At 63.3% G+C, this 23,727-nt stretch carries 17 protein-coding genes and 2 pseudogenes; 11 read left to right on the top strand and 8 right to left on the bottom strand.

Features of this window, described 5'->3' with window-relative positions; genetic code table 11:
* Positions 1-8: 8 nt before the first annotated feature.
* Positions 9-1,763, bottom strand: a complete 1,755-nt coding sequence (locus R1A29_RS15450; RefSeq protein WP_438298801.1) for an amidohydrolase — start codon at positions 1,761-1,763, stop codon at positions 9-11.
* A gap of 103 nt (positions 1,764-1,866) precedes the next feature.
* Between R1A29_RS15450 and R1A29_RS15445 the strand changes: the two genes are divergently transcribed.
* The 8 genes and pseudogenes from R1A29_RS15445 (at position 1,867) to R1A29_RS15410 (ending at position 10,473) form a co-directional block, all read left to right on the top strand.
* A complete protein-coding gene (locus R1A29_RS15445) occupies positions 1,867-2,784 on the top strand; it encodes a LysR substrate-binding domain-containing protein (RefSeq protein ID WP_438298800.1) in 918 nt (305 codons plus the stop codon).
* Between the two features lie 38 nt (positions 2,785-2,822).
* Positions 2,823-3,439: pseudogene (gene lexA / locus R1A29_RS15440) on the top strand (transcriptional repressor LexA).
* Complete coding sequence (gene imuA, locus R1A29_RS15435) at positions 3,439-4,056, top strand: translesion DNA synthesis-associated protein ImuA (RefSeq protein ID WP_438298799.1); 618 nt, start codon at positions 3,439-3,441, stop codon at positions 4,054-4,056. The pseudogene lexA and the gene imuA overlap by 1 nt, the downstream one beginning before the upstream one ends.
* 7 nt (positions 4,057-4,063) lie before the next feature.
* Positions 4,064-5,479: a Y-family DNA polymerase gene (locus R1A29_RS15430; RefSeq protein ID WP_438298798.1), complete on the top strand. Its 1,416-nt coding sequence runs from the start codon at positions 4,064-4,066 to the stop codon at positions 5,477-5,479.
* The gene (locus R1A29_RS15425; RefSeq protein ID WP_438298797.1) at positions 5,476-8,553 is read left to right on the top strand and encodes an error-prone DNA polymerase; all 3,078 of its coding nucleotides are present in this window, start codon (positions 5,476-5,478) and stop codon (positions 8,551-8,553) included. The genes R1A29_RS15430 and R1A29_RS15425 overlap by 4 nt, the downstream gene beginning before the upstream one ends.
* Before the next feature lie 185 nt (positions 8,554-8,738).
* The gene (locus R1A29_RS15420; RefSeq protein ID WP_167748751.1) at positions 8,739-9,425 is read left to right on the top strand and encodes a CsgG/HfaB family protein; all 687 of its coding nucleotides are present in this window, start codon (positions 8,739-8,741) and stop codon (positions 9,423-9,425) included.
* Positions 9,426-9,454: 29 nt separating this feature from the next.
* Positions 9,455-9,817 carry a DUF4810 domain-containing protein gene (locus R1A29_RS15415; protein WP_085710128.1) on the top strand — a complete coding sequence of 121 codons (363 nt, stop codon included), beginning with the start codon at positions 9,455-9,457 and terminating at the stop codon, positions 9,815-9,817.
* Positions 9,814-10,473, top strand: coding sequence for a DUF799 domain-containing protein (locus tag R1A29_RS15410; RefSeq protein ID WP_192551849.1), 660 nt, complete (start codon positions 9,814-9,816; stop codon positions 10,471-10,473). Before R1A29_RS15415 ends, R1A29_RS15410 begins: the two co-directional genes overlap by 4 nt.
* Positions 10,474-10,511: 38 nt before the next feature.
* Here the strand turns inward: R1A29_RS15410 and R1A29_RS15405 are convergent, their stop codons facing one another.
* The 7 genes from R1A29_RS15405 to R1A29_RS15375 all read right to left on the bottom strand — a co-directional run bounded on the left by R1A29_RS15405 (position 10,512) and on the right by R1A29_RS15375 (position 17,980).
* The gene (locus R1A29_RS15405; protein WP_114883506.1) at positions 10,512-11,171 is read right to left on the bottom strand and encodes a flavin reductase family protein; all 660 of its coding nucleotides are present in this window, start codon (positions 11,169-11,171) and stop codon (positions 10,512-10,514) included.
* Between the two features lie 11 nt (positions 11,172-11,182).
* Positions 11,183-12,670 carry an amidohydrolase family protein gene (locus tag R1A29_RS15400; protein WP_438298796.1) on the bottom strand — a complete coding sequence of 496 codons (1,488 nt, stop codon included), beginning with the start codon at positions 12,668-12,670 and terminating at the stop codon, positions 11,183-11,185.
* Positions 12,667-13,863, bottom strand: coding sequence for an amidohydrolase family protein (locus R1A29_RS15395; protein ID WP_438298795.1), 1,197 nt, complete (start codon positions 13,861-13,863; stop codon positions 12,667-12,669). The genes R1A29_RS15400 and R1A29_RS15395 overlap by 4 nt, the downstream gene beginning before the upstream one ends.
* A gap of 259 nt (positions 13,864-14,122) precedes the next feature.
* Positions 14,123-15,175 carry an extracellular solute-binding protein gene (locus tag R1A29_RS15390; RefSeq protein WP_114883500.1) on the bottom strand — a complete coding sequence of 351 codons (1,053 nt, stop codon included), beginning with the start codon at positions 15,173-15,175 and terminating at the stop codon, positions 14,123-14,125.
* Between the two features lie 15 nt (positions 15,176-15,190).
* Positions 15,191-15,979 (bottom strand): ABC transporter permease, encoded by a 789-nt coding sequence (locus R1A29_RS15385; RefSeq protein WP_438298794.1) that lies wholly within the window; start codon positions 15,977-15,979, stop codon positions 15,191-15,193.
* Positions 15,976-16,893 carry an ABC transporter permease gene (locus tag R1A29_RS15380; RefSeq protein ID WP_085710121.1) on the bottom strand — a complete coding sequence of 306 codons (918 nt, stop codon included), beginning with the start codon at positions 16,891-16,893 and terminating at the stop codon, positions 15,976-15,978. The genes R1A29_RS15385 and R1A29_RS15380 overlap by 4 nt, the downstream gene beginning before the upstream one ends.
* Before the next feature lies 1 nt (position 16,894).
* Positions 16,895-17,980: an ABC transporter ATP-binding protein gene (locus R1A29_RS15375; protein WP_248741851.1), complete on the bottom strand. Its 1,086-nt coding sequence runs from the start codon at positions 17,978-17,980 to the stop codon at positions 16,895-16,897.
* Between the two features lie 139 nt (positions 17,981-18,119).
* Here R1A29_RS15375 and R1A29_RS15370 point away from each other — a divergent pair, with 139 nt between their 5' ends.
* From R1A29_RS15370 to R1A29_RS15360, 3 genes and pseudogenes are all read left to right on the top strand, one after another.
* Entirely contained in the window at positions 18,120-18,809 is a 690-nt protein-coding gene (locus tag R1A29_RS15370) for a GntR family transcriptional regulator (protein ID WP_085710119.1), read from the top strand.
* Positions 18,810-18,941: 132 nt separating this feature from the next.
* A pseudogene (locus tag R1A29_RS15365) lies at positions 18,942-21,052 on the top strand (ATP-binding protein).
* 29 nt (positions 21,053-21,081) lie between these two features.
* A complete protein-coding gene (locus R1A29_RS15360) occupies positions 21,082-23,712 on the top strand; it encodes an excinuclease ABC subunit A (RefSeq protein WP_438298793.1) in 2,631 nt (876 codons plus the stop codon).
* Positions 23,713-23,727: the final 15 nt, after the last annotated feature.

Raw genomic sequence — 23,727 nt, 5'->3', positions numbered from 1 at the left:
CAGTTCGGCTAGAGGGTAGGGGCGTAGACCTGACGACCACCGAACCAGGTCTGCAGCACCTTCGTGTCATGCAGGGCCTTGTCGTCGACGCTGAACACGTCGCGGTCGAGCACGATGAAATCCGCCTGTTTGCCGGGGCTCAGCGAGCCGATCTGTTGCTCCAGCCCGATGGTCCGCGCCGCGTTGGCGGTGTAGGCGTAGAACATGGTTTCGCGGTCCAGGCGTTCGTCGGCGTTGAGCACGCCCAACGGTCCGGTGCGGGTGATGGCCTGGGCGATGGCGTTGAACGGGTTCGGCGAAGACACCGGCCAGTCGCTGGCGCCGGCAATCGTCGCGCCCTGCTTGAGCAGTGAGTGCGCCGGGTATTGATAACGGAAGGCGAGGGCGCTGACGTACGGCTTGATCATGTCGGTGGTGTAGTCGTCGGCGCTGGCCCAGAGCAGTTGCATCGAGGCGATCACGTTCAGCGGCTTGAAGCGGGCGAACTCCTTCGGATTGACCATTTGCAGGTGGGTGATCGAGTGCGTCACGCCGCTCTGCCGATCCTTGCGTGCCTGGGCGATGCCGTTCAGTGATTCGCGCACGGCGCGGTCGCCGATGGCGTGGATGTGCACCAGCCAGCCGCGCTGGTCGATGGCGCTGACCAGTTCGCCGAAGTGCTGCGGATCGATCAGCAACTCGCCCTGTTTGTGCGAGTTGCTGTAGGGATCGATCATCGCCGCGCTCTGGGCCGGGTACTCGATCACACCATCGGCGAAGATCTTGATTCCCGGAAGCGTCAGATTGGGGATGCCCTGGAACTGCTGGCGAACCTTGTCGAGGGTGTCGAGGTCGGCCGGGACGCTTTTCGGGTTGGCCACCAGCAGCGCAGCAACGTGGGCGGTCATGCCGCCGCTGTCCGACAGGGCTTTATAGGCCGGCAACACGCCGACGGTTTTCTCGGTGGGCTTGAGGGCGAACACCGGCTCGCCCGGCGCGGCGTTGGCGGCCGGATCCATCCACGCGGTGATGCCAAGGCTGTTGTTGAAGCGCACCGCGGATTGCGCAGCCTTGAGCAGGTCGGCAGGGCTCGGCACCGGCATTTTCGAGGCGACCCGATCCCAACCGGCGTCGACCACAAAGCCGTTCGGCTCACCGTTGGGCAGTTTGCCGAGGGTGTCTTTTTCCGCGTCCGGCAGGGTTTTCAGCAGCGCGGCGTCGATTCCCGCACGTTTGAGCATCACGTTGTTGGCCCACGCGGTGTGGTGATCGCTGCCGGTGAACACCACCGGCACGTCGGCCCATTCGCCGTGGTTGAAGATTTTGCCCAGCGCTTCAGCCTTGGCCCAGTACGCCGAACTCATACCGGCCACGCTCAACACGTCGCCATGCCGGGCCTTGCCGTCGTCACGCCAGCCGCGCAGGCGCTTTTCCAGTTCGTCGAGTTCGACCACCTCGTCTTCCATGTTGGCCGAGACCATTTCCAGTCCGCCGAAAATCGCGTGGGAATGGCTGTCGATCAGGCCGGGCATCAGCACCTGGCCTTTAAGGTCGATGACTTGGGTGCCGGGCTCGATCAAAGCTTTGATCTGCGCATCCGTGCCGACTTTCAGCACCTTGCCGTTCTCCACGGCCAGCGCCTGAACCTGTGGTTGAGCGCGGTCGGCGGTGAAAATCTTGCCGTTGAGCAGCACCAGATCGGTGGCGGCCATGGCTTCCATCGAGGCAAAACTCACAGCGGCGATCAACAGGTTTTTGCTGAAATGCGGGATGAATCTTTTCATTGAACATTTCCTTGTTATTGCGTCTGATGGCCAGATTAGTGGCTGCCAACGCCCGACAGAACGCCTCCCTCACGAAAAACGTTTTTGCCTGAATGGAAAAAGCATGGACAAGCTGGGTGCACTGAAAATGTTCGTGGTCACTGCGCAGCTCGGCAGTTTCAGCCGCGCTGCCGAGCAACTGGGCAAGACCCCGTCGGCCCTGACCAAAGCGGTCAATCATCTGGAATCCGAACTTGGCGCGCGGCTGTTCGAGCGCAGCACGCGGCGGATTCTGCTGACGGAAATCGGCCGGCTCTATCTGGAAACCGCACGGCAGGTATTGCAACGGCTGGACGAAGCCAGCGAGGAAATCGAGCAGTTGCAGCACGGCCTGCGCGGCAGCCTGAAAATCACCGCGCCGCTGGCCTACGGTCAGGCGTTTCTCGATCAGGTGTGTGACGGCTTTTTGCAGCAATACCCGCAGATCAGCCTGCAAGTGGATTTGTGCGACGAGTTCGTCAATCTGCTGGAAAGCGGCTACGACCTGGCGCTGCGCGAGGGTCATGACGATTTACCGGGGCTGATTGCCCGGGTGGTTGGCAGCAATCGTCTGGCGCTGTGCGGCAGCCCCGAATACCTGGCGCGCAAGGGCTTGCCGGTCACGCCGCAAACCCTCGACCAGCATGAGTGGCTGTTGTACCGGCATCCATTGCTCAGCCGCGAATTCTGGTGGGCCGAGCGCGACGGCCAGCGCCTGAGCCTGGCGCAACCGGCGGCGCCGTTGTTGCGCAGCGACAATTACGACCTGCTGCTGTCCAGCGCTTTGGCCGGGCGCGGCTTGCTGCACACGCCGTTGTGGAGCGCCGCGCCGTACATTGCCGACGGACGACTGGTGCGGGTCATGGCTGATTACGAGATCGACCCGGACAGTTTCGGTCCGCACATTCTGGCGGTGTACCCGAGTCATCGGCGGGCGACGGCCAAGGTTGTGGCGTTTATTGACTACATCGCAGGGTTTCTGGCGGAGCGCGGTTTGAGCTGACTGGCGGTGCTTGTCAGGAAATTCCCACAAGAGTACAAATGTACTCCATGACGACTCTGACTCCCCGCCGTACCGCCATCCTGACCTTTATCCGCGAACGCATCGCCGAACATGGTCAGCCCCAAGCCTCGCTGAAATCAGCGAGGCTTTTGGTTTTGCCTCCCGCAGCGTGGCGCGCAAGCATGTGCTGGCGCTCACCGAAGCCGGGTTCATCGAGGTCAATCCGCATCAGGCCCGGGGTATTCGCCTGCTCGGGCAACCGCCGCGACCGGAACTGCTCGACGTGCCGGTGCTCGGCCGGGTGGCCGCCGGTGCACCCATCGGCGCCGACGTCGACATCCACAATCGGCTGATGCTCGATCCCGCGCTGTTCTCCCGCACGCCCGACTATATGTTGCGGGTTCAGGGCGACTCGATGATCGAGGACGGCATTCTCGACGGCGATCTGGTCGGCGTACGCCGCAACCCCGAGGCGCTCAACGGCCAGATCGTGGTGGCGCGGCTCGACGGCGAAGTCACCATCAAACGCTTCGAGCGGGTCGGCGATGAGGTTCGCCTGTTGCCGCGCAACCCGGCGTACCAGCCGATTGTGGTGCGTGACGATCAGGATCTGGCCATCGAAGGCGTGTTCTGCGGTCTGGTGAGGCAAGGCTGATGGGTGCCGTCGTTGCGCTGGATACGCTGTTCAATGGCGGCCAGGTCTGGAAGGGCCGGCCTGCGCCACCGACCGCCAGCCCGCAACCCACCGGGCATGCGGCGCTGGACGCCGCCTTGCCCAGTGGTGGCTGGCCGGAAGCGGCGCTGAGCGAAATCCTTTTGGCCGGGCCCGGTGTGGGCGAATTGCAACTGGTGTGGCCAACGTTGGCGCGGTTGTCGGCGGCGGGCGAGCGCATCGTGCTGGTGGCGCCGCCGTTCGTGCCGTACCCGCAGGCCTGGGCCAATGCCGGGGTCGATCTGCGGCAGTTGTCGGTGATCCAGGCCAGCGAACGCGATGCGTTGTGGGCGGCGGAACAATGCCTGCGCTCGGGCAGTTGCGGCGCGGTGCTGTGCTGGCCACGCAAGGCCGACGACCGCGCCTTGCGCCGTTTGCAGGTGGCGGCGGAAACCGGCCAGACCCTGGCGTTCGCGTGGCGGCCATTGAGCGAGGCGGTCAACCCGTCGCCAGCGGCGCTGCGCATTGCCATCGATGCCCGCCCGGCGCAATTGCGCGTGCTCAAATGCCGGGGCGGTCTGGCGCGCACTGCACCGATTGCCTTCGCCGTGGGGCATTGAGGTCGCCATGCGCTGGGTTTGCATTCTGTTCCCGCAATTGGCCCTCGACGCCGTGCTGCGTCAGCGCCCCGATCCCGAGCAACCCCTGGCGCTGCTCAGCGGCCCGGCCCAGCGCCGGGTGCTCCAAGCGGTCAATTCGGCGGCGCGGGCGCTGGGCTTGCGTCCGGGGCAGTCGATGACCGCTGCGCAGGCCATGAGCAAAGGGTTCGCCACCGTCGATTACGACGCCGCCGAGGTCGAACACTGGCAGCAGTTTCTCGCCGCCTGGGCCTATCGCTTCAGCGCCCAGGTCAGTGTGCATTACCCACGTACCGTGGTGTTTGAGATCGAATCGAGCCTCGGGCTGTTCGGTTCCTGGGCGCAGTTCGAAGCGCGATTACGTACTGAGCTGACGGAGCTGGGCTTTCGCCACCGCATCGTCGCCGCGCCCAACCCGGTGGCGGCGCGAGTGTTGGCCAACGCCTATGACGGACTGGTGGTGCCGGATGGTGAAGCCTTGCGCCATCACCTCGGTCAACTGCCGGTCGACCGTGTCGGACTTGATCCGGGCGTGGCCACGGCGCTGTCGCGCATGGGCCTGCGCCACCTCCATCAGGTGCAGAGCCTGCCGCGTCAGGCCCTGGCCCGGCGTTTCGAGGCGCCGATGCTCAAGCATCTGGATACGCTGTTCGGCGCACGGCCACTGGCGCTGGCGTTCTACCTGCCACCGGATCGCTTCGATGTGCGCATCGAACTCAATTTCGACGTGCAGTCCCATCAGGCGCTGCTGTTTCCCTTGCGCCGCCTGACCTCCGATCTGTCGGCGTTCTTGTGCGGGCGCGACAGCGGCGTGCAGCGCTTCGATCTGCACCTGGAGCACGCCGGGTTGCCGGACACGCTGATCAAGGTCGGTCTGCTCAGCGCCGAGCGCGACCCGGCGATGCTCTTCGAGCTGGCCCGTGGTCGATTGGAGCAGGTGCAGGTCGAGGCCCCGGTGCGCGGTTTTCGTCTGCGGGCCGAAGATCTGCCGAGTTTCGTGCCGCAGTTTCAGGAACTGTTCGACGACCGTCCGCAGCAGACCTTGCCTTGGGAGCAGCTGCGTGAGCGCTTGCGCGCGCGGCTGGGGGATGAGGCGGTGCAGGGCCTGCGCTTCCAGGCCGATCATCGCCCGGAGTGCGCGTGGCAGAACGTCGATGACAAGCAGCCTTGTGCTGCGCTGCCCGGCGTACAGCGTCCGGGCTGGTTGCTGGGTGAGCCGCAGTCCGTGCCCGAAGGCTCTGCGCGCATCCTCATGGGCCCGGAACGCATCGAGTCCGGCTGGTGGGACGGTGACGACGTGCGCCGCGACTATTACCTGATCCAGAACCGTGCCGGCCAGCAAGGCTGGGCGTACCGGGCAGTGGGTGAGGGTGGCCCGTTGTGGCTGCAGGGCTGGTTCGCATGAACGAGGGTTATGCCGAGCTGCACTGCCTGTCGAACTTCAGTTTTCAGCGCGGTGCGTCCAGTGCGCTGGAGCTGTTCCAGCGGGCGAAGAAGCATGGCTATCAGGCGCTGGCGATCACCGATGAATGCACCCTCGCCGGGATCGTTCGTGCCTGGCAGGCGGCGAAGTCCGTGGAGCTGCCGCTGATCATCGGCAGCGAGATCCGCATCGAGAACGGCCCGAAACTGGTGTTGCTGGTCGAGAACATCGAGGGTTATCAGGCCCTGTGCGGCTTGATCACTCAGGCCCGACGGCGCACGCAGAAAGGCCAGTATCAGGTGCTGCGCGAGGACTTCAGCGAATCGTTGCCGGGGTTGCTGGTGCTGTGGGTGCCGGATACGGTCGATGAAGTGGAAGAGGGCCGCTGGCTGAAACAGACGTTCGGCGAGCGGCTGTGGCTGACGGTGCAGTTGCATCGCGGGCAGAACGATCAGCAACGGCTGGCCGCACTGCTGAGTCTGGCAGATGAACTGCAGATTCCGGCCGTGGCCAGCGGCGATGTGCACATGCATGCCCGTGGCCGCCGGGCCTTGCAGGACACCATGACCGCGATCCGTCATCACGTCCCGGTGGCCGAAGCCGGGTTGCGCCTGCACCCCAATGGCGAGCGGCATCTGCGCAGCCTCGATGTGTTGAGCGAGTTGTATCCGCAGACCTTGCTGGAAGAGTCCGTGAAGCTGGCCCGGCGCTGCACGTTCGACCTTGGCCAGTTGCGTTATCAGTATCCGAAAGAGTTGGTGCCGGAAGAGCACAACGCCAGTTCCTGGCTGCGTCATTTGACCGAACAAGGCATCGCCTGGCGCTGGCCGAAAGGCGCACAGCCCAAGGTGCTCAAACAGATCGACGATGAGCTGGAGCTGATTGCCGAGCTCGGCTACGAGAGCTACTTCCTCACCGTGCACGACGTGGTGCGTTACGCCCGGGAGCAGAAAATCCTCTGTCAGGGCCGCGGGTCGGCGGCCAACTCGGCGGTGTGTTTTGCCCTGGGCATCACCGAGATCGACCCGGATCACACCACGCTGCTGTTCGAACGTTTCATGTCGAGGGAGCGCAACGAGCCGCCGGACATCGACGTGGATTTCGAGCACGAGCGCCGGGAGGAAGTCCTGCAATACGTGTTTCGTCGTTATGGCCGCCGTCGTGCGGCGCTGACGGCGGTGGTCAGCACCTATCACGCTGCCGGCGCGGTGCGCGATGTGGCCAAGGCGTTGGGCTTGCCGCCGGACCAGATCAACGCGCTGGCCGACTGCTGCGGCCACTGGAGCGATGAAACACCGCCCGTGGAGCGCCTGCGCGAAAACGGCTTCGACCCGGACAGCTCGATCCTGCACCGGGTGCTGAGCCTGACCGGGCAACTGATCGGCTTCCCCCGGCACCTGTCGCAGCATCCCGGCGGTTTCGTGATTTCCGAGCAGCCGCTGGACACCCTGGTGCCGGTGGAAAACGCCGCCATGGCCGACCGCACCATCATCCAGTGGGACAAGGATGACCTCGACGCCGTCGGGCTGCTCAAGGTGGATATCCTTGCCCTCGGCATGCTCAGTGCGATTCGCCGCTGTTTCGACCTGCTGCGCCGTCATCGCAACCAGGATCTGAGCCTGGCCACCATCCCGGCTGACGATCGCCCGACCTACGACATGATCAGCCGCGCCGACACCATCGGTGTGTTCCAGATCGAGTCCCGGGCGCAGATGTCGATGCTGCCGCGCCTGCGCCCGCAAAACTTCTACGATCTGGTGATCGAGGTGGCCATCGTCCGGCCGGGGCCGATCCAGGGCGGGATGGTGCACCCGTATTTGCGCCGGCGGAACAAAGAAGAAAAGGAAACCTATCCGTCGCCGGAGCTGGAGGTGGTGCTCAAACGCACCCTTGGCGTGCCGCTGTTTCAGGAGCAGGTGATGCAGATCGCCATTGTCGCTGCCGACTACAGCCCCGGGGAGGCCGATCAGTTGCGGCGCTCCATGGCCGCGTGGAAACGTCACGGCGGGCTGGAACCGCACAAGGAACGGCTGGCGGCCGGCATGAAGAAAAACGGCTACAGCCCGGAATTTGCCGCGCAGATCTTCGAGCAGATCAAGGGCTTCGGCAGTTACGGTTTTCCCGAGTCCCACGCCGCCAGTTTTGCCTTGCTGACCTATGCCAGTTGCTGGCTCAAGTGCCACGAACCGGCGGCGTTCGCCTGTGCGCTGATCAACAGCTGGCCGATGGGTTTCTACAGCCCGGATCAGATTCTTCAGGACGCGCGCCGGCATCATTTGCAGATCCGCCCGGTGGACGTACGCGCCAGCGACTGGGATTGCAGCCTGGAGCCGATCACCGGCGAGCAACCGGCGATTCGCATGGGCCTGCGCATGATCAAGGGTTTTCGCGAAGAGGATGCGCGGAGCATTGAAAAGGCTCGGGCGAGGGGCGCGTTTGCCGATGTCGCTGATCTGGGCGAACGGGCCGGGCTCGACAGTCGGGCCCAGGCGTTGCTGGCGGATGCCGGGGCGTTACGTGGGCTGGCCGGTCACCGCCATCGGGCACGCTGGGAGGTGGCCGGGGTGCAGAAGCAGCTCGGGTTGTTTGCCGGGTTGCCGAGTCAGGAGGAGCCCGATGTGCGGCTGCCCACACCGAGTGTCAGCGAAGATCTGTTCACCGACTACGCCACCCTCGGCACCACGCTGGGGCCGCACCCGCTGACGTTGTTGCGCGACGAGTTGCGGGCGCGGCGCTGTCGCAGTTCCCGGGAGTTGCTGGAGGTCGAGCACGGGCGACCGGTCAGCGTGGCGGGGCTGGTGACCGGACGACAGCGCCCGGCCACTGCCAGCGGCGTGACCTTCGTGACCCTGGAAGACGAGTTCGGCAACGTCAACGTGGTGGTCTGGCGCGATCTGGCCGAGCGTCAGCGCCAGGTGCTGGTCGGCTCGCAACTGCTCAAGGTCGATGGCCGCTGGGAGCGCGAAGGCGAGGTCCGGCATCTGATTGCCGGACGCTTGAGCGATCTCAGCCCGTTGCTCAACGGGATTCGGGTGCAAAGCCGCGATTTCCACTGAGCCTGCTGCTCGTTCCCACGCAGAGCGTGGGAACGAGCAGCAGTTGATTCGCAAGCCAATTCACTGGCGTCAAAAAAACCTGTCATCACTGATGGCACTTTGGCATAATGCCGGCCCTTTCCCGATCCCTCACGATTTTTGCCGTGCCGGGACACATCATTTTTCAGAAGGAATGCACAGTGAGAATGATCTCCCGGATGTTGGTCTCGGGCGTTGCGATTGCCGTCCTCGGCACCCTGGCCGGCTCGCTTTCCGGTTGCGCCACCGAAAGCTCCCGCGCACTGCCGGTGGCCAAGGTGGAAAGCGCCACTCAAGCCTGGACCGGTGTCCGTATCCCGATGGCCGTGGGCAAGTTCGACAACCGTTCGAGCTACATGCGCGGGATCTTCTCCGACGGCGTCGACCGTCTCGGCGGCCAGGCCAAGACCATCCTGATCACTCATTTGCAGCAGACCAACCGTTTCTCCGTGCTCGACCGCGACAACATGGGCGAGATCCAGCAGGAAGCGGCGATCAAGGGCCAGGCCCAGCGTCTGAAAGGCGCCGATTACGTGGTCACCGGTGACGTCACCGAGTTCGGCCGCAAAGAGACCGGCGATCATCAGCTGTTCGGCATTCTCGGCCGTGGCAAGACTCAGGTCGCCTACGCCAAGGTCAACCTGAACATCGTCAACATCAGCACTTCCGAAGTGGTGTATTCGACCCAGGGCGCCGGCGAATACGCCTTGTCCAACCGCGAAATCATCGGCTTCGGCGGCACCGCTGCCTATGACTCCACCCTCAACGGCAAAGTCCTCGATCTGGCCATGCGCGAAGCGATCAATCGCCTGGTCGATGGCATGAACGCCGGTGCCTGGAAACCGGGCAACTGATAGACGCCCATCGCAAGGAGCAACACACCATGAATCTGTCCCTGTCTCGGTCGCTGATGGCCTTGACCGCCAGCGCCTTGCTGGCCGGTTGCAGCAGCCCGCAAACCCTGTACCAGTGGGAAGGCTACCAGCCACAAGTCTACGAATACTTCAAAAGCGAAACGCCGAAAGAGGCCCAGGCCGAAGCGCTGGAAGCCGATCTGCAGAAGATCCGCGCCAGTGGCAAGCCTGTACCGCCGGGTTACCACGCACATCTCGGTCTGCTGTACCTGAGCATGGGCAAGGACGATCAGATGGTGCAGCAACTGCGCACTGAGAAGACTCTGTTCCCCGAGTCCGGCACTTACATGGACTTCTTGCTCAAGAACGCCAAGACCGGAGACGCCAAATGATCTCCCGTGCCTTGAAACTGCTGGCCGCCGGCCTGGCGCTGACCGTTCTCGGTGGCTGCGTCGCACCGAAAACCGTGGACTATTCGGCGTACAAGCAAGCGCGTCCGAAGTCCATTCTGGTACTGCCGCCGCTGAACACCTCGCCGGACGTCAAGGCGTCCTACAGCCTGTTGTCGCAAGTGACGTTCCCGCTGGCCGAGGCCGGTTACTACGTGCTGCCGATTACCCTGGTCGACGAGACGTTCCGCCAGAACGGCCTGACCACGCCGGATGATATCCATCAGGCGCCGGTCAACAAGCTGCAGGAAATCTTCGGTGCCGACGCGGCGCTGTACATCACCGTCAGCGAGTACGGTACGCGCTACATGGTGATCAGTAGCGAAACCGCCGTCACCGCCAGCGCCAAACTGGTGGACCTGAAAACCGGTGCCACCCTGTGGACCGGTGCGGCCCGGGCGTCGAGCGAAGAGGGTGGCAACAACAGTGGCGGCGGCCTGATCGGCGCGCTGATCACCGCGGCGGTGAAACAGATCGTCAACAGCTCCACCGATGCCGGCTACCCGATTGCCGGTGTGGCCAGCAATCGTCTGCTGTCGGCCGGACATCCGGCAGGCCTGCTGTACGGGCCACGGTCGCCGAAGTACGGCACTGACTGATCGACCTGTCACGGCGGCCCACCTCGGTGGGCCGCTTTTTATTTGCCAGGCCAGAACCGCTCGCCACCCCCCGGTGCCTCCGTCCACGCTTGCAACGAGCGGGTCGGCAGGTCGAAGTAATCCCGGGTCCGCGCATAACCATGGCCGCCCATGCGCCCGATCGCATCCAGCCCCAATTGATCGATGTACAGGGTTTTCGGGTCGATCAACTCGTCGCGCACGTGCGCCATCAACACCTCGCCAAAAATGATCTCCCGCGACTGACCGATGTTCAGCGCCATCATCCGCCGGCATTCCAGCGCCACCGGTGCTTCACCGATTCGCGGGCATTTGACCGAGGTGCCGGGGATCGCCGTCAGGCCGGCAGCGGTCAGTTCATCGAAGCCCGGCGCGAACGGAACGGCGCAGACGTTCATGGCTTCCACCAGTGCATCGTTGACGATGTTGACGGTGAATTCCTGGTTCATCTGGATATTGCGAGTGGTGTCCTTGGGGCTCTGGTCGCCGTAGTTTTCGACGCCGAGCGCGAGAATGGGCGGGTCCGCTGACAGCGCGTTGAAGAAGCTGAACGGCGCCGCATTGACCCGGCCTTCGCCGTCGATGGTGGTGACCAGGGCAATCGGGCGCGGTACCACACTGCCGATCAGGATCTTGTACTTTTCCCGTGGGCTCAGTTGGCTGAAATCGAAGCTGTGCATGGCAGAAATCTCTAAGGAAGTGGATCGATGGCGCTCAACGGCGCCTCGGCGCTGTAGTCGTCGGCGAAGGGAATGGCTGGCCGGAACAGGGTTTTCCAGTCCGGTCGGCCAAAGGCCCGGTAGCTGTGGCTGCGCATGAGTTTTTCGTATTGACGTTGGGCCTGGCGTTGCAGGGCCGGGTAATCGACGCCGTTGACCTGACCGTCGTGCATCACGCAGCGACCGTCGATGTAACTGGCGATGCAGTCGTCGCCGCGCCCGGCCAGCAGCAGGTTTTTCAGTGGATCGAACAGCGGGCCCAGATGCAGGCCGCGCAGGCTGAATACGGTGATGTCGGCTTTGGCGCCGGGTGCCAGGCGACCGAGGTCGTCACGGCCCAGCGCCTCGGCACCGCCGAGGGTCGCGGCGTTGTAGAGGTCGAGGCTGCTGGTCAGCGCCGGGCCGCCCTCCATCAATCGGGCGATGTTCAAACCGTGGCGCATGTTGGCCAGCAAGTCCGCCGGCCAGGTGTCGGTGCCGAGGGCGAAGTTGATGCCCTTGGCGCGATAGCGGCCGAACGAATTCAACGCCTCGCCGTCGCGGGCGAACACCAGCGGGCAGTGCACCAGACTCGCGCCGCCGTCGATGACCCGTTGCAGATCGTCATCGCCCGAGGTGTAGATGCCGTGGGGCAACAGGCTGCGTGGGCTGAGCAGGTCGAGTTGCTGCAACCAGCCCAGCGGAGAAGCACCGCGCAATTGCTCGACCATCGCCACTTCACCGGGCGCCTGACAGCAGTGCAGACGCATCGGTGCGTTCAATTCGCGGCTCAGGGCGGATGTGCGTTGCAGCAGCGCCGGGGTGCAGGTCTGGATGCGATCCGGCAGCAGTGCGCCGCGAATCCGTCCGCCATGGGCACCGTCGTAATCCTTGAAAAACCGTTCGGCCGCGTCCAGTCCAGCCAGGCCCCGAGCCTCATCCCAGTGGTGGGCGAGGGTGCCGTCGGCGCGCCAGTAACTCATGCCGCTCATGTAGCAGGGGCCAAGGTACGTGCGCAGCCCCAGTTCGCCCGCCACGTCGGCGACGGCGGCGAACTCGTCGTAGCTCTCCGCCCATTCGCGGTAGTACATCGAGGTGATCGGCATCGCCGTGGTGATGCCGTTGCGGATCAACTGGGTGAAGGCGTAGCGGTATTTGAAGACTTCTTCTTCCGGGCTGAACGACTCACGCGGGCCAGCCGCCAGATACTCTGCCGACCACATCCGGCCCATGGCGCGTTCATCGCCGTTGTCCAGGGTCAGCACCGTGGAGTCGAGGTCGCCGAGGGCGTCGAGGTCGATGAAGCCGGGGCCGATCAGCGCATTGCCGTAGTCGATCCACTGATCCACCGGCCCTTGGTAACCGCGCCCGACAAACTCGATTCGCGAGCCGGCAAACACCACTTCGCCGTCGCGCCACAGCACATGTTGCGTGCCGTCGAAACCGACCACGCAACCGGCCTTCAGGCCGATCCGTTTCACAGACGGCTGCCCAGCAAGCGACCGCCGCTGGCGATCAGTTCACCGCCGCGATAGACCTGACGCACTGGCCGCGCGACCACGGCTTCACCGAGGGTTTCGACCGGCATCAACAGAAAGTCCGCAGGCTTGCCGATGTCGAAGCCGTAACCTTCGACCCCCAACGCGCGGGCACCATTGACCGTCGCCGCCTCGAACGCCGCCGCCAGTTCATCGTCCTTGCCCAGGTCGAAACGGAACGCCAGCAACATCGCCCGTTCCAGCATGTCGCCGTTGCCCATCGGCGACCACGCATCGCGGATGCCGTCGGAGCCGAGGCACACGTTGACGCCAGTCTCGCGCAACGCCAGGAATGGCGGAACGGCACAGTCGGCCGGCGCCGAACTCATCAGCGAAATGCCAAGTGCAGCGAGGCGTTCGGCGACGGGTCTGACCTGGCTCCACGGCAGCATGCCGAGGCAATAGGCGTGGCTGATCATCACCCGGTTTTGCAGGTTGAAGCGCTCGGTGTAATCGGCGATCCGCGCAATCTGCCACAGACCCAGTTCGCCCTTGTCGTGCAGGTGAATATCGACGCCACGCTGAAATTCGCGGGCCAGTTTGAATACGAAATCCAGTTGCGCAATCGGGTCGTTGTCGATGCCGCAGGGGTCGAGCCCACCGACGTTCTCCACGCCCAGGGCCATGGCTTCACGCATCAGCTCGGCGGTGCCGGGGCGGCTGATCAGACCGGTTTGCGGGAACACCACCAGTTGCAGGTCGATCAGGTCGTTGTAGCGTTCGCGCAGTTGCTGCATGGCTTCGACATGACGCAGGCCGAATTCCGGGTCGATGTCGACGTGGCAACGCATGGTCAGCGAACCCCGGGCGATGCAGTTTTCCAGCAGCGCGCCGGCGCGTTCGGCAATCGGCGCTTTCACTTCGCGCAACACGCGGCGCTCGTTGCTGATGTAGTCCTTGAGCGTCGGGCCGGCGCTGTTCGGGCGCCAGGGTTGGCCGTACAGGGTCTTGTCGAGGTGGACGTGGCTTTCAACCAACGGGGCGGTGAGTAGCTGGTTCTGGCCGTCGATATCGGTGGCGGCCAATGGAGCATTGGAGGCCGGGCGGCGTTGGGTGAACTTGCCGTTTTCGATCAGCAGGTCTTCGGCGGGGGCGCCGTAAGGGCGGATGTTTCTGAGCCAGCGGGGGGCAGTCATTGGAACCTCGTTTGTTCTTTAAATTTTTCCCTCACCCTGGCCCTCTCCCGGAGGGAGAGGGGACCGAGTGGGGGATATTGATGAGCTACGCCGACCTGAACGAATGGCTCTGAATCCATAATCGACCAGGTCTTTCAGGTCGGCGGACAACGCAAGACAACTCAGTCAGTCCCCTCTCCCTCTGGGAGAGGGTTAGGGTGAGGGGCTCTTCCGGGTCGAACTGGGTGGTCGGCGTTCAGATAAAACCAGCGATCCACGATCAACCCTTAAGCTTCGACCAAATCCGATCCTGCAGCTCCCGCGCCTTATTGCTGCATTCCTTCTCCGGCCGCAGCCGCGAGGCGTATTCCTCGGGCATGTTGATCGCGTCCATGACTTTCCATTTCGCATCCAGCAACTGATCGCTCTGAATGCCGTTGGCATAGGCAATCGCGTTGGACACGGCAGCGGCGTTTTCGGGCTTCATCATCCAGTCGATGAAGATCTTCGCGTTGCCCGGATGCGGCGCGCTTTTCGGTACGGCGAAGTTGTCCTGGAACATCGCCACGCCTTCACGCGGGTACACGTACTTGATGGTGTTCTTCTGCAAGGTGGCGCGGGCCGTCGAGCCGTTCCAGTTCTGCATCATGATCACTTCGCCCGAGGCCATTCGGTCGACGGTGTTGTCGGAGCTGTACATCTTCAAAAACGGTTTCTGCTTTTGCAGCAGCTCGAGGATGCGCTTGGCGTCCTGCGGGTTTTCCGTGCATTCGTCGACATTCAGGTAATGGCTCGCGGCGTTGATCACGCTGCTGGAGGTGTCGAGGGCGGCGAGCTGGCCTTGCAGTTCCTTGCGTGGTTCGAAGAACTCTTTCCACGAATCGTCGAGCTTGCCCCCCGGCACCCGGGCGCTGTCATAGGAGAATCCGGTGGTGCCCCACAGGTAAGGTGCCGAATATTTGCGGCCCGGATCGAAGCTCGGGTCGCGGAACGGTCCTTTGACGTACTGGAAATTGCTCAGGGTCGGGGTGTCGATTTCCAGCAGCAGATCCTGCTTGATCAGCGTCTGCATGATCGACTGCGACGGCACGATCACGTCATACGCCGCGCCGCCGGCCTGCAATTTGGCGAGCAGGGTTTCGTTGCTGTCGTAGCCGTCCATGGTGACCTTGATCCCGGTCTCCTTTTCGAACTTGGCCAGCAGGTCCACCGGGTAGTAATCGGTCCAGTTGTAAAAGAACAATTCCTTGGGCTCGGCGGCGTGGGCGCCGAACGCGGTGAAACAACTCAGGGCCAGACCGGATACTGCCAGACGCATGTTTTTGACTTTCATGAGCGCGCTCCAGGTTTATTGTTGTTTGCCGCGTTGGCCGAGCCAGAAGGCCAGCACCACGAGAACGATGGAAATCACCAGCATCAGGGTCGAGATCGCGTTGATCTCGGGCGTCACACCGGCCTTGATCGCCGAGAAGATGTACACCGGCAACGTGGTCGAACCGGGGCCGGCGACGAAGAAGGTCATGATGAAATCGTCGAGACTGACCACGAACGCCAGCACCGAACCGGACAACACCGCCGGCCACAACAGCGGCAAGGTCACGCGACGGAACACTTGCCACGGGTTGGCGTACAAGTCGTTGGCGGCCTCCAGCAGGCTCTTGTCCAGATCGTTGAGCCGTGCGCGGATCGGCAGGTAGGCAAACGGAATGCAGAAGCCGATGTGCGCGACGATCACCGTCATTAGCCCGAGCTTGATCCCCAGCGCCATGAACAGCAGCAGGGTCGCCACGGCGGTGACGATCTCCGGCAGGATCAGCGGCAGGTTGATTCCGCCCTCGACCATTTTCTGTCCGAAGAACGGCCGGTAGGTCGCCAATGCAGCGAGCAGCGCAATCGCCGTGGCGCACACGGTGGCGATGGTCGCGACGATGATCGAGTTCAGCGCCGCGGTCTGTATCGACGGGTTGGCCAGGATCCGCCCGTACCAGGCGAACGAAAACTCGGTCCACACCGTCGCCGAGCGGTTGGCGTTGAAGCTGTAGACGATCAACACCAGGATCGGCACGTACAGATAGGCGAGGATCAGCAGGCTGATTTCCCGGGTCGCCGGGAGTTTTTTCAGGTGTAGAGAGATCATGCTTTCGCTCCCCGGTTCAGGGTTTTCGCCGCACTGCGGCTGTAGAGGGCGTAGAGCACCAGCGACAACAGCAGAATCCCCAGCAGCAGGAACGACAGCGAACTGCCCAGCGGCCAGTTGCGTGCGGTGCCGAACTGCTGCTGGATCAGGTTGCCGATCATCAGGGTCTTGCCGCCGCCAAGGATCGCCGGCGTGATGAAGGCGCCGAGGCTCGGCACGAACACCAGCAACGCACCGGCAATCACCCCGGGCATCGACAGCGGCAGGATGATCCGGCGCAGCGCATGCCAGCGGTTGGCGCCCAGGTCATAGGCGGCTTCCACCAGACGCCAGTCGAGTTTTTCCAGGGTCGAGTAGATCGGCAAAATCATGAACGGCAGGAAGCTGTAGACCAGACCGACGCTGACGGCGAAGTCGTTGTAGAGCAGGGTGATGCCGCCGGCGCTCGGGAACAGCGCGTTGAGGCTCTGGGCGACCCAGCCCTGTTCGCGCAGGATGATCAGCCACGCGTAGTTGCGGATCAGCAGGTTGGTCCAGAACGGGATGGTGATGAGCAACACCATCAGGTTGCGCCGGCGCGGGGTCAGGCTCGACATCCACAAGGCCACCGGAAAGCCGAACAGGAAACACAACAGCGTGGTGCCGCCGGCCTGGAACACCGAGCGCAACAGCGCCTGGGCGTAGACCCAGTTCAGTTCCAGTTCGCCGTCGAAACCTTCCTGGAAAAACAGCTGCACGTAACTCTGCAGTTGCCATTGGGCCTGCCAGTCGACGCCGCCGTAGGTGTTGCGCGGCAGCAGGCTGATGTAACCCATGATCCCCAGCGGTATGGCGATCAGGGCAAGCAGGGTCAACACCACCGGGCTGAGCAACAGCGCGCGGTTGAGGGAGGGGGAAGTGCTGCTGACGCTCATCTCAGGCCTCCATCAACAGGCAGGCCTGGGGCGGCAGGTGCACCGCCACGGGTTCACCGACCGCGCGACACGCGCTCAGGCCTTCGTTGTTTTCCCGCAGCATGACTTTGATGTCGTTGTTCAGTCGGCACTGGTACAGGGTCGCGGTGCCGACATACAGCACGGCCTCGATCACCCCGCGCAGATGATGCGGCTGGTCCGCCGTGACCAGTTGCGAACGCTCGGGACGAAACGCCAGTTGCACGCTGCTGCCATTCACACCTTGGGGCGGGCAGGGGATTTCCACCGGCATGCCGTTGGGCACGAAGAGGTTCTGGTTGTGCTCGCCGCGCTTGAGCTGGCCGGGAAGAAAGTTGATGTCGCCGATGAACTGGGCGACGAAACGGTGCTGCGGACGCTCATAAATGTCAGTCGGGGTACCGATCTGCAGGATCTTGCCGGCAGACATAACCGCAATCCGGTCGGACAGGGTCAGGGCTTCTTCCTGATCGTGGGTGACGAAAATGAAGGTGATCCCGGCTTCCTGCTGCACGCGTTTGAGTTCGACCTGCATTTCCTTGCGCAGCTTCAGGTCCAGCGCCGACAGCGGCTCGTCGAGCAACAGCACTTTCGGCTTCGGCGCCAAGGCCCGGGCCAGAGCCACGCGCTGTTGCTGGCCACCGGACAGTTCCGCCGGTTTGCGCCCAGCCAGGTGCTCCATTTGCACCAGCGCGAGCATCTCGTCGACCCGTCCGGGAATCGTCTTGCGATCAAGACCCTGCATCTCGAGGCCGAAGGCGATATTCTGCGCGACACTCATGTGCGGAAACAGCGCGTAACTCTGGAACACTGTATTGACCCGACGCTTGAACGGCGGCAGGTGATTGACCGTTTCGCCCGCCAGACGGATCTCGCCGTCGCTGACGTGTTCGAAACCGGCGATGGTGCGCAGCAAGGTGGTTTTGCCGCAGCCCGAGGGGCCGAGCAGGGTGAAGAACTCATTGTCGGCGATGTTCACCGAGACATTGTCGAGGGCTGGCGCGAGGCCGGGATCGTCGGAGTACCGTTTGGAGACATTACGCACTTCAATTGCTATTGGTTGACCCATAATGGTGCAATCCTCTAATTATTGTATGCAATATATGAATGCAATTTAGAAATACCCGGATTAATCTGCTTGTGCAACCCCCATTTCCCTGGCTGAGTCTTTCGCCGGGTCGCGTTGCCAGCATCGAAGGAGCTTTCAAATGACCGAAAAGAAAACGGAAACCACGGTCGACCGCGTCTACCAAGGGGTTTACGAGGCGATCAGCAAGCGTTCGCTGCGTCCGGGAATGAAACTGGGCGAGGCGTCGCTGGCGGAATTGTTCAATGTCAGCCGCACGTCGGTTCGCGCCGCGCTCAAGCAACTGGAGGCCGACGGACTGGTCACCACCGAGCCCAATAAAGGTGCGTCGGTGTCGCTGCCCAGCGATGAAGAGATCCGTTCGCTGTTCGAAACCCGGCGCCTGATCGAGATCGGCATCGTCACCGAACTGTGCCGGCGCAAGGACTCCGCCGCGATGCAGGACCTGCGCGAGCATTTGTTGCTGGAAGATGAAGCCCATGCAGCCGGCGACCACGAGCGGCTGATTCACCTGCTCGGCGAGTTCCACCTCAAACTGGCTCGCAGCCTGAACAACCCGGTGCTGCTCGACTGGTTCCAGAAGCTGATTTCCCGCGCCTCGCTGTACGCCGCCGCGCTGGATGACGACAGCCACGAAGCCTGCCGCGACGACGAGCACCTGCGGTTGATCGAGTACATCGAGGCCGGCAATCAGAGCGCTGCAATCGAACTGACCTGCATGCATCTGGACGGCATTCAGAAGGCGATTCTCGACGTGGCTGCGAAGCTCAAGACCGGCTACCACCCGCTCAAACACCTGATCGAAGTCTGAGCGTCGGGCAAGGGTGAAATCGGCTATACCTCTAATGAAACCATCGTTGCCCGGTGCGCTCGAAACAGACGGGCGCGACGCTTGACCGCGCAGCGATTGAACCGGATCAACCACAAGGCGTTGAAGCAGCCAATGCAGTTTTTATCCGATAGCCATGGGTGTGACGGCTGGCAAGGCGAGATGGCCGGGCGAATCCGTGCGTTCGACTGGAGCGGCACGGATCTGGGCCCCCTCGAAACCTGGCCGGCCAGCCTGTGCAACACGGTACAACTGATGCTCGCCTCGCCGTTGCCGATGGTCATGCTCTGGGGCCACGCCGGTTACATGATCTACAACGATGCCTATTCGCGGTTTGCCGGCGGGCGTCATCCGTACCTGCTCGGTGTACCGGTGGAGCTGGGCTGGCCGGAAGTCGCCGACTTCAACCGGCATGTGGTCGACACCTGTCTGGCGGGCGGCACCCTGGAATATCGCAACAAGGATCTGGTACTGCTGCGCGACGGCGTGCCCGAAGATGTCTGGCTCGACCTTTATTACAGCCCGGTGGCCAACGACGCCGGGGTTCCGGCAGGTGTCATGGCGATGGTGGTGGAAACCACCGAACTGGTGCTGTCCGAACGCCTGCGCCAGGCTGCCGAAGACGCCTATCGCGCCGACAACGAGCGAGTGCGCCTGGCGTTGAATGCCGGGGCATTGCTCGGTTCGTTTGTCTGGGACGTGAGAAACAACGTGCTGTCGGCGGACGAGCGCTTCGCCCGGACCTTTTCCTTCCCCCGGATCAGGACCTGACCAACCTGCCGCAGCATATTGCCGAGGCGCACATTCATCCCGATGACCGTCCCTGGGTGCAGGAGTGCGTCGAAAACTCGGTGCGCACCGGCGAGCCCTACAACGCCGAGTACCGGGTGATCCGCGCCGACGGCAGCCATCTGTGGGTGCTGGCCAGCGGCTGTTGCGAGTTTGATGAACGGGGCCAGCCGCACCGTTTCCCCGGCGTACTGATTGACATCCATGAACGCAAGACCGCTGAAGAGTCCCTGCTCAAATTCACCCGCAACCTTGAGCAGCGCGTGGCTGATGAAGTGGAAGCACGCCTCAACGCCGAAGAGCAATTGCGCCAGTCGCAGAAGCTCGAAGCCATCGGCGGCCTCACCGGCGGCGTGGCTCACGACTTCAACAATCTGCTGCAAGTGATCGCCGGCAACCTGCACCTTCTGGCGCGGCACGAGCCGAACAATGCCAATGTGCAACGCCGGGTCAGCGCTTCGCTGGCGGCGGTGGAGCGCGGCGCCAAGCTGTCCTCGCAACTGCTGGCGTTCGCCCGCCGTCAGCCGCTGTCGCCGGCGGTGTGCGATCCACGGCAAATCTTCGAAGGCGTCGGCGAATTGCTGCAACGGGCACTGGGGGAAACCATTCAGATTGACGTGCAGTTGCCCGTAGAACCGTGGCACATCAACGTCGATCGCAATCAACTGGAAAACGCCATTCTCAATCTGGCGATCAATGCCCGGGATGCCATGAAAGGCGAGGGCACCATCGTCCTCGGCGCCGCCAACACGTCGCTGGACCGGGCGTTCTGCGCCGGCAAGGGCATCGTGCCGGGGGATTTCGTGCGGGTCTCGGTCAGTGACAGCGGCGTCGGCATTGCCCCGCATATGCTGGAGCAGGTGTTCGAACCGTTCTTCACCACCAAGGCCGATGGCCAGGGCACGGGCCTGGGCTTGAGCATGGTGTTCGGCTTCGTCAAACAGAGCGGCGGGCATGTCGAGATCGACAGCCAGATCGGCGAGGGCACGCGGGTGCAACTGTATTTCCCGCGCAGTTTGCGGCCGCTGATCAATGAGACCCCTGGCGTGCGCCGTCAGCAGGCCGGTGGCAACGAAACCATTCTGGTGGTCGAGGACAACGAAGCCGTGCGCACTTCGGCGGTGGAGCTGTTGCGCGAAGAAGGCTATCGGGTATTGATCGCCGGGAATGGCGACGCGGCCATGCAGATGTTGCTGGAGGGCGCCCGGGTCGACCTGATCTTCACCGACGTGGTCATGCCCGGGCTGATCAAAAGCTCCGATCTCGCCGCCTGGGCCAAGGTGCAAATGCCGCCGGTGGCGGTGCTGTTCACCTCCGGCCACACCCGCGACATCATCTCGCGCAATCATCAGCTCAGCCCCGACACCCATTTGCTCGGCAAGCCTTACGGGCCCGAGGCGTTGTTGCAGATGATCCGCTCCGTGCTCAGTGCCTGAGCTTCGAATCCCCTGACCAAGGCTGGCCAATGACTTCCAAGCGCAGCTCAAATTCCGCCGCCGGCATGGTTCGCGTGCGCGGCGCCCGTGAACACAACCTGAAGAACGTTGATGTCGACATCCCCCGGGATGCGCTGGTGGTGTTCACCGGCGTGTCCGGGTCGGGCAAGTCGTCGCTGGCGTTCTCCACCTTGTATGCCGAAGCGCAGCGCCGCTATTTTGAATCGGTAGCGCCCTACGCGCGGCGGCTGATCGATCAAGTCGGCGTGCCGGACGTCGACTCTATCGACGGTCTGCCACCGGCAGTGGCGCTGCAACAGCAACGCGGCACACCGAGTACGCGCTCGTCGGTGGGCAGCGTGACCACGCTGTCGAGCCTGATCCGCATGCTGTATTCCCGCGCCGGCAGTTATCCGCCGGGCCAGCCGATGCTTTACGCCGAGGATTTCTCTCCGAATACGCCACAAGGTGCCTGCCCCGATTGTCACGGGCTCGGCCGGGTCTATGAAGTGACCGAAGCGTTGATGGTGCCTGATCCCGAGCTCACCATCCGCCAGCGCGCCGTGGCCTCTTGGCCGCTGGCCTGGCAGGGGCAGAACCTGCGCGACATCCTGGTGACCATGGGCATCGACGTCGATATTCCATGGCGCAAACTGCCGAAAAAGCAGCGCGACTGGATCCTCTTCACCGAGGAAACGCCCACTGTTCCGGTGTACGCCGGGCTGACGCCGGAAGAAACCCGCGTCGCCCTCGAACGCAAGATGGAACCGAGCTATCAGGGCACGTTCACCGGCGCCCGACGCTACATCCTGCATACGTTTACCCATTCGCAAAGTGCGCTGATGAAGAAGCGCGTTTCGCAGTTCATGCTCGGCAGCCTGTGCCCGTTGTGCGATGGCAAGCGCCTCAAGCGCGAGGCGCTGTCGGTGACGTTTGCCGGGCATGACATCGGCGAGTTGTCGCGGATGCCGCTGCTGCAAGTCGCCGAAGTCTTGAAACCGGTGGCGGACGCGAGCTGGCTGGAACACGCCGATGAAACCGGCGAAACCCTGACCCACAACCAGACCCGCGAAGCCCGCCAGCAACGCGTGGCCCATGGCGCCAGCGGTCACGCCAGCGCGCCAGACGTGCACCATACGCCCAACCTGTCGCTGGAAAAACGCCTGGCGGCGCAGCGCATTGCCGAGGACTTGCTGGAGCGGGTCAGCACCCTGACCGATCTCGGTCTCGGTTATCTGGCACTGGAACGCAGTACGCCGACTCTCTCGTCCGGGGAGTTGCAGCGCCTGCGCCTGGCCACGCAACTGGGCTCGCAACTGTTTGGTGTGATTTACGTGCTTGATGAACCCTCCGCCGGTTTGCACCCGGCTGACGGCGAGGCGCTGTTCGAAGCCTTGCAGCGGCTCAAGGCAGACGGCAACAGTGTGTTTGTGGTCGAGCACGATCTGGAAACCATGCGCCGTGCCGACTGGTTGATCGATGTCGGCCCGGCGGCGGGTGAAAAGGGCGGGCAGATTCTCTATAGCGGCCCGCCTGCCGGGCTGGCGTCCATCGATCAGTCGCAGACCCGGGCCTATCTGTTCGCCGAGCAACAGCGGTCAGCGCGAACTGCGCGCAAACCGTCGGGCTGGTTGAAGCTCGAGGGCGTCACGCGCAACAACCTGAATAACCTCAGCGTCGAGTTTCCGTTGGGCTGCTTTACCTCGGTGACCGGGGTCTCGGGTTCGGGCAAGTCGAGTCTGGTCAGTCAGGCGCTGCTGGAGCTGGTCGGGGCACAGCTCGGTCGCAGCAGTGACGCCGAGCCGGAAGAGCTCAATTTGGAAGACGATACCCCGACTGCAAGCACAGGCCAGGTCAGCGCAGGGCTGGAGTCGATCAAGCGTCTGGTGCAGGTCGATCAGAAACCCATCGGCCGCACACCTCGTTCCAATCTGGCGACCTACACCGGGCTGTTCGACAACGTGCGCAAGCTGTTCGCCGCCACCCCTCAGGCGCAAGAGGCGGGCTACGACGCCGGACAGTTTTCCTTCAACGTCGCCAAGGGCCGTTGCCCGACCTGCGAAGGCGAGGGGTTTGTCAGTGTCGAGTTGCTGTTCATGCCCAGCGTCTATGCGCCGTGCCCGACCTGCCACGGCGCGCGTTACAACCCCGAGACGCTTGCGATTCAGTGGCAGGGGTTGAGCATTGCTCAGGTGCTGCAATTGACCGTGGACGAGGCGGTGACGGTATTTGCGGAACAACCGGCGATCCGCCGCTCACTGGAAGTGCTGCGCGATATCGGCCTCGGTTATCTGCGCCTCGGACAACCGGCGACCGAGCTGTCCGGGGGCGAGGCACAGCGGATCAAGCTCGCCACCGAACTGCAGCGCAACCAGCGCGGCGCGACGTTGTACGTGCTGGACGAGCCCACTACCGGGCTGCACCCGCGAGACGTCGACCGCTTGCTGGAGCAACTGGACAATCTGGTGAGCGCAGGGCACACGGTGATTGTGGTCGAGCACGAAATGCGCGTGGTGGCGCAGAGCGACTGGGTGATCGACATTGGTCCGGGCGCTGGAGATCAGGGCGGCAGGATTGTTGTGGCCGGTACACCGCAGAAAGTGGCGGCGAGCAAGAAAAGCCGGACTGCGCCGTTTCTTGCCCGTGCTCTCAGCCGCTAGGCGTAGCGCCTCGAA

This window comes from Pseudomonas sp. NMS19W (assembly GCF_051554255.1).
Lineage (GTDB): Bacteria > Pseudomonadota > Gammaproteobacteria > Pseudomonadales > Pseudomonadaceae > Aquipseudomonas > Aquipseudomonas kribbensis.
This window is presented reverse-complemented; position numbering and strand designations above follow the sequence as displayed.

What these genes read in the sequence shown, in the direction of transcription:
- R1A29_RS15450 (WP_438298801.1), bottom strand. Translation starts at nt 1,763, where the DNA reads ATGAAAAGATTCATCCCGCATTTCAGCAAAAACCTGTTGATCGCCGCT.
- R1A29_RS15445 (WP_438298800.1), top strand. Translation starts at nt 1,867, where the DNA reads ATGGACAAGCTGGGTGCACTGAAAATGTTCGTGGTCACTGCGCAGCTC.
- imuA (WP_438298799.1), top strand. Translation starts at nt 3,439, where the DNA reads ATGGGTGCCGTCGTTGCGCTGGATACGCTGTTCAATGGCGGCCAGGTC.
- R1A29_RS15430 (WP_438298798.1), top strand. Translation starts at nt 4,064, where the DNA reads ATGCGCTGGGTTTGCATTCTGTTCCCGCAATTGGCCCTCGACGCCGTG.
- R1A29_RS15425 (WP_438298797.1), top strand. Translation starts at nt 5,476, where the DNA reads ATGAACGAGGGTTATGCCGAGCTGCACTGCCTGTCGAACTTCAGTTTT.
- R1A29_RS15420 (WP_167748751.1), top strand. Translation starts at nt 8,739, where the DNA reads ATGATCTCCCGGATGTTGGTCTCGGGCGTTGCGATTGCCGTCCTCGGC.
- R1A29_RS15415 (WP_085710128.1), top strand. Translation starts at nt 9,455, where the DNA reads ATGAATCTGTCCCTGTCTCGGTCGCTGATGGCCTTGACCGCCAGCGCC.
- R1A29_RS15410 (WP_192551849.1), top strand. Translation starts at nt 9,814, where the DNA reads ATGATCTCCCGTGCCTTGAAACTGCTGGCCGCCGGCCTGGCGCTGACC.
- R1A29_RS15405 (WP_114883506.1), bottom strand. Translation starts at nt 11,171, where the DNA reads ATGCACAGCTTCGATTTCAGCCAACTGAGCCCACGGGAAAAGTACAAG.
- R1A29_RS15395 (WP_438298795.1), bottom strand. Translation starts at nt 13,863, where the DNA reads ATGACTGCCCCCCGCTGGCTCAGAAACATCCGCCCTTACGGCGCCCCC.
- R1A29_RS15390 (WP_114883500.1), bottom strand. Translation starts at nt 15,175, where the DNA reads ATGAAAGTCAAAAACATGCGTCTGGCAGTATCCGGTCTGGCCCTGAGT.
- R1A29_RS15385 (WP_438298794.1), bottom strand. Translation starts at nt 15,979, where the DNA reads ATGATCTCTCTACACCTGAAAAAACTCCCGGCGACCCGGGAAATCAGC.
- R1A29_RS15380 (WP_085710121.1), bottom strand. Translation starts at nt 16,893, where the DNA reads ATGAGCGTCAGCAGCACTTCCCCCTCCCTCAACCGCGCGCTGTTGCTC.
- R1A29_RS15375 (WP_248741851.1), bottom strand. Translation starts at nt 17,980, where the DNA reads ATGGGTCAACCAATAGCAATTGAAGTGCGTAATGTCTCCAAACGGTAC.
- R1A29_RS15370 (WP_085710119.1), top strand. Translation starts at nt 18,120, where the DNA reads ATGACCGAAAAGAAAACGGAAACCACGGTCGACCGCGTCTACCAAGGG.
- R1A29_RS15360 (WP_438298793.1), top strand. Translation starts at nt 21,082, where the DNA reads ATGACTTCCAAGCGCAGCTCAAATTCCGCCGCCGGCATGGTTCGCGTG.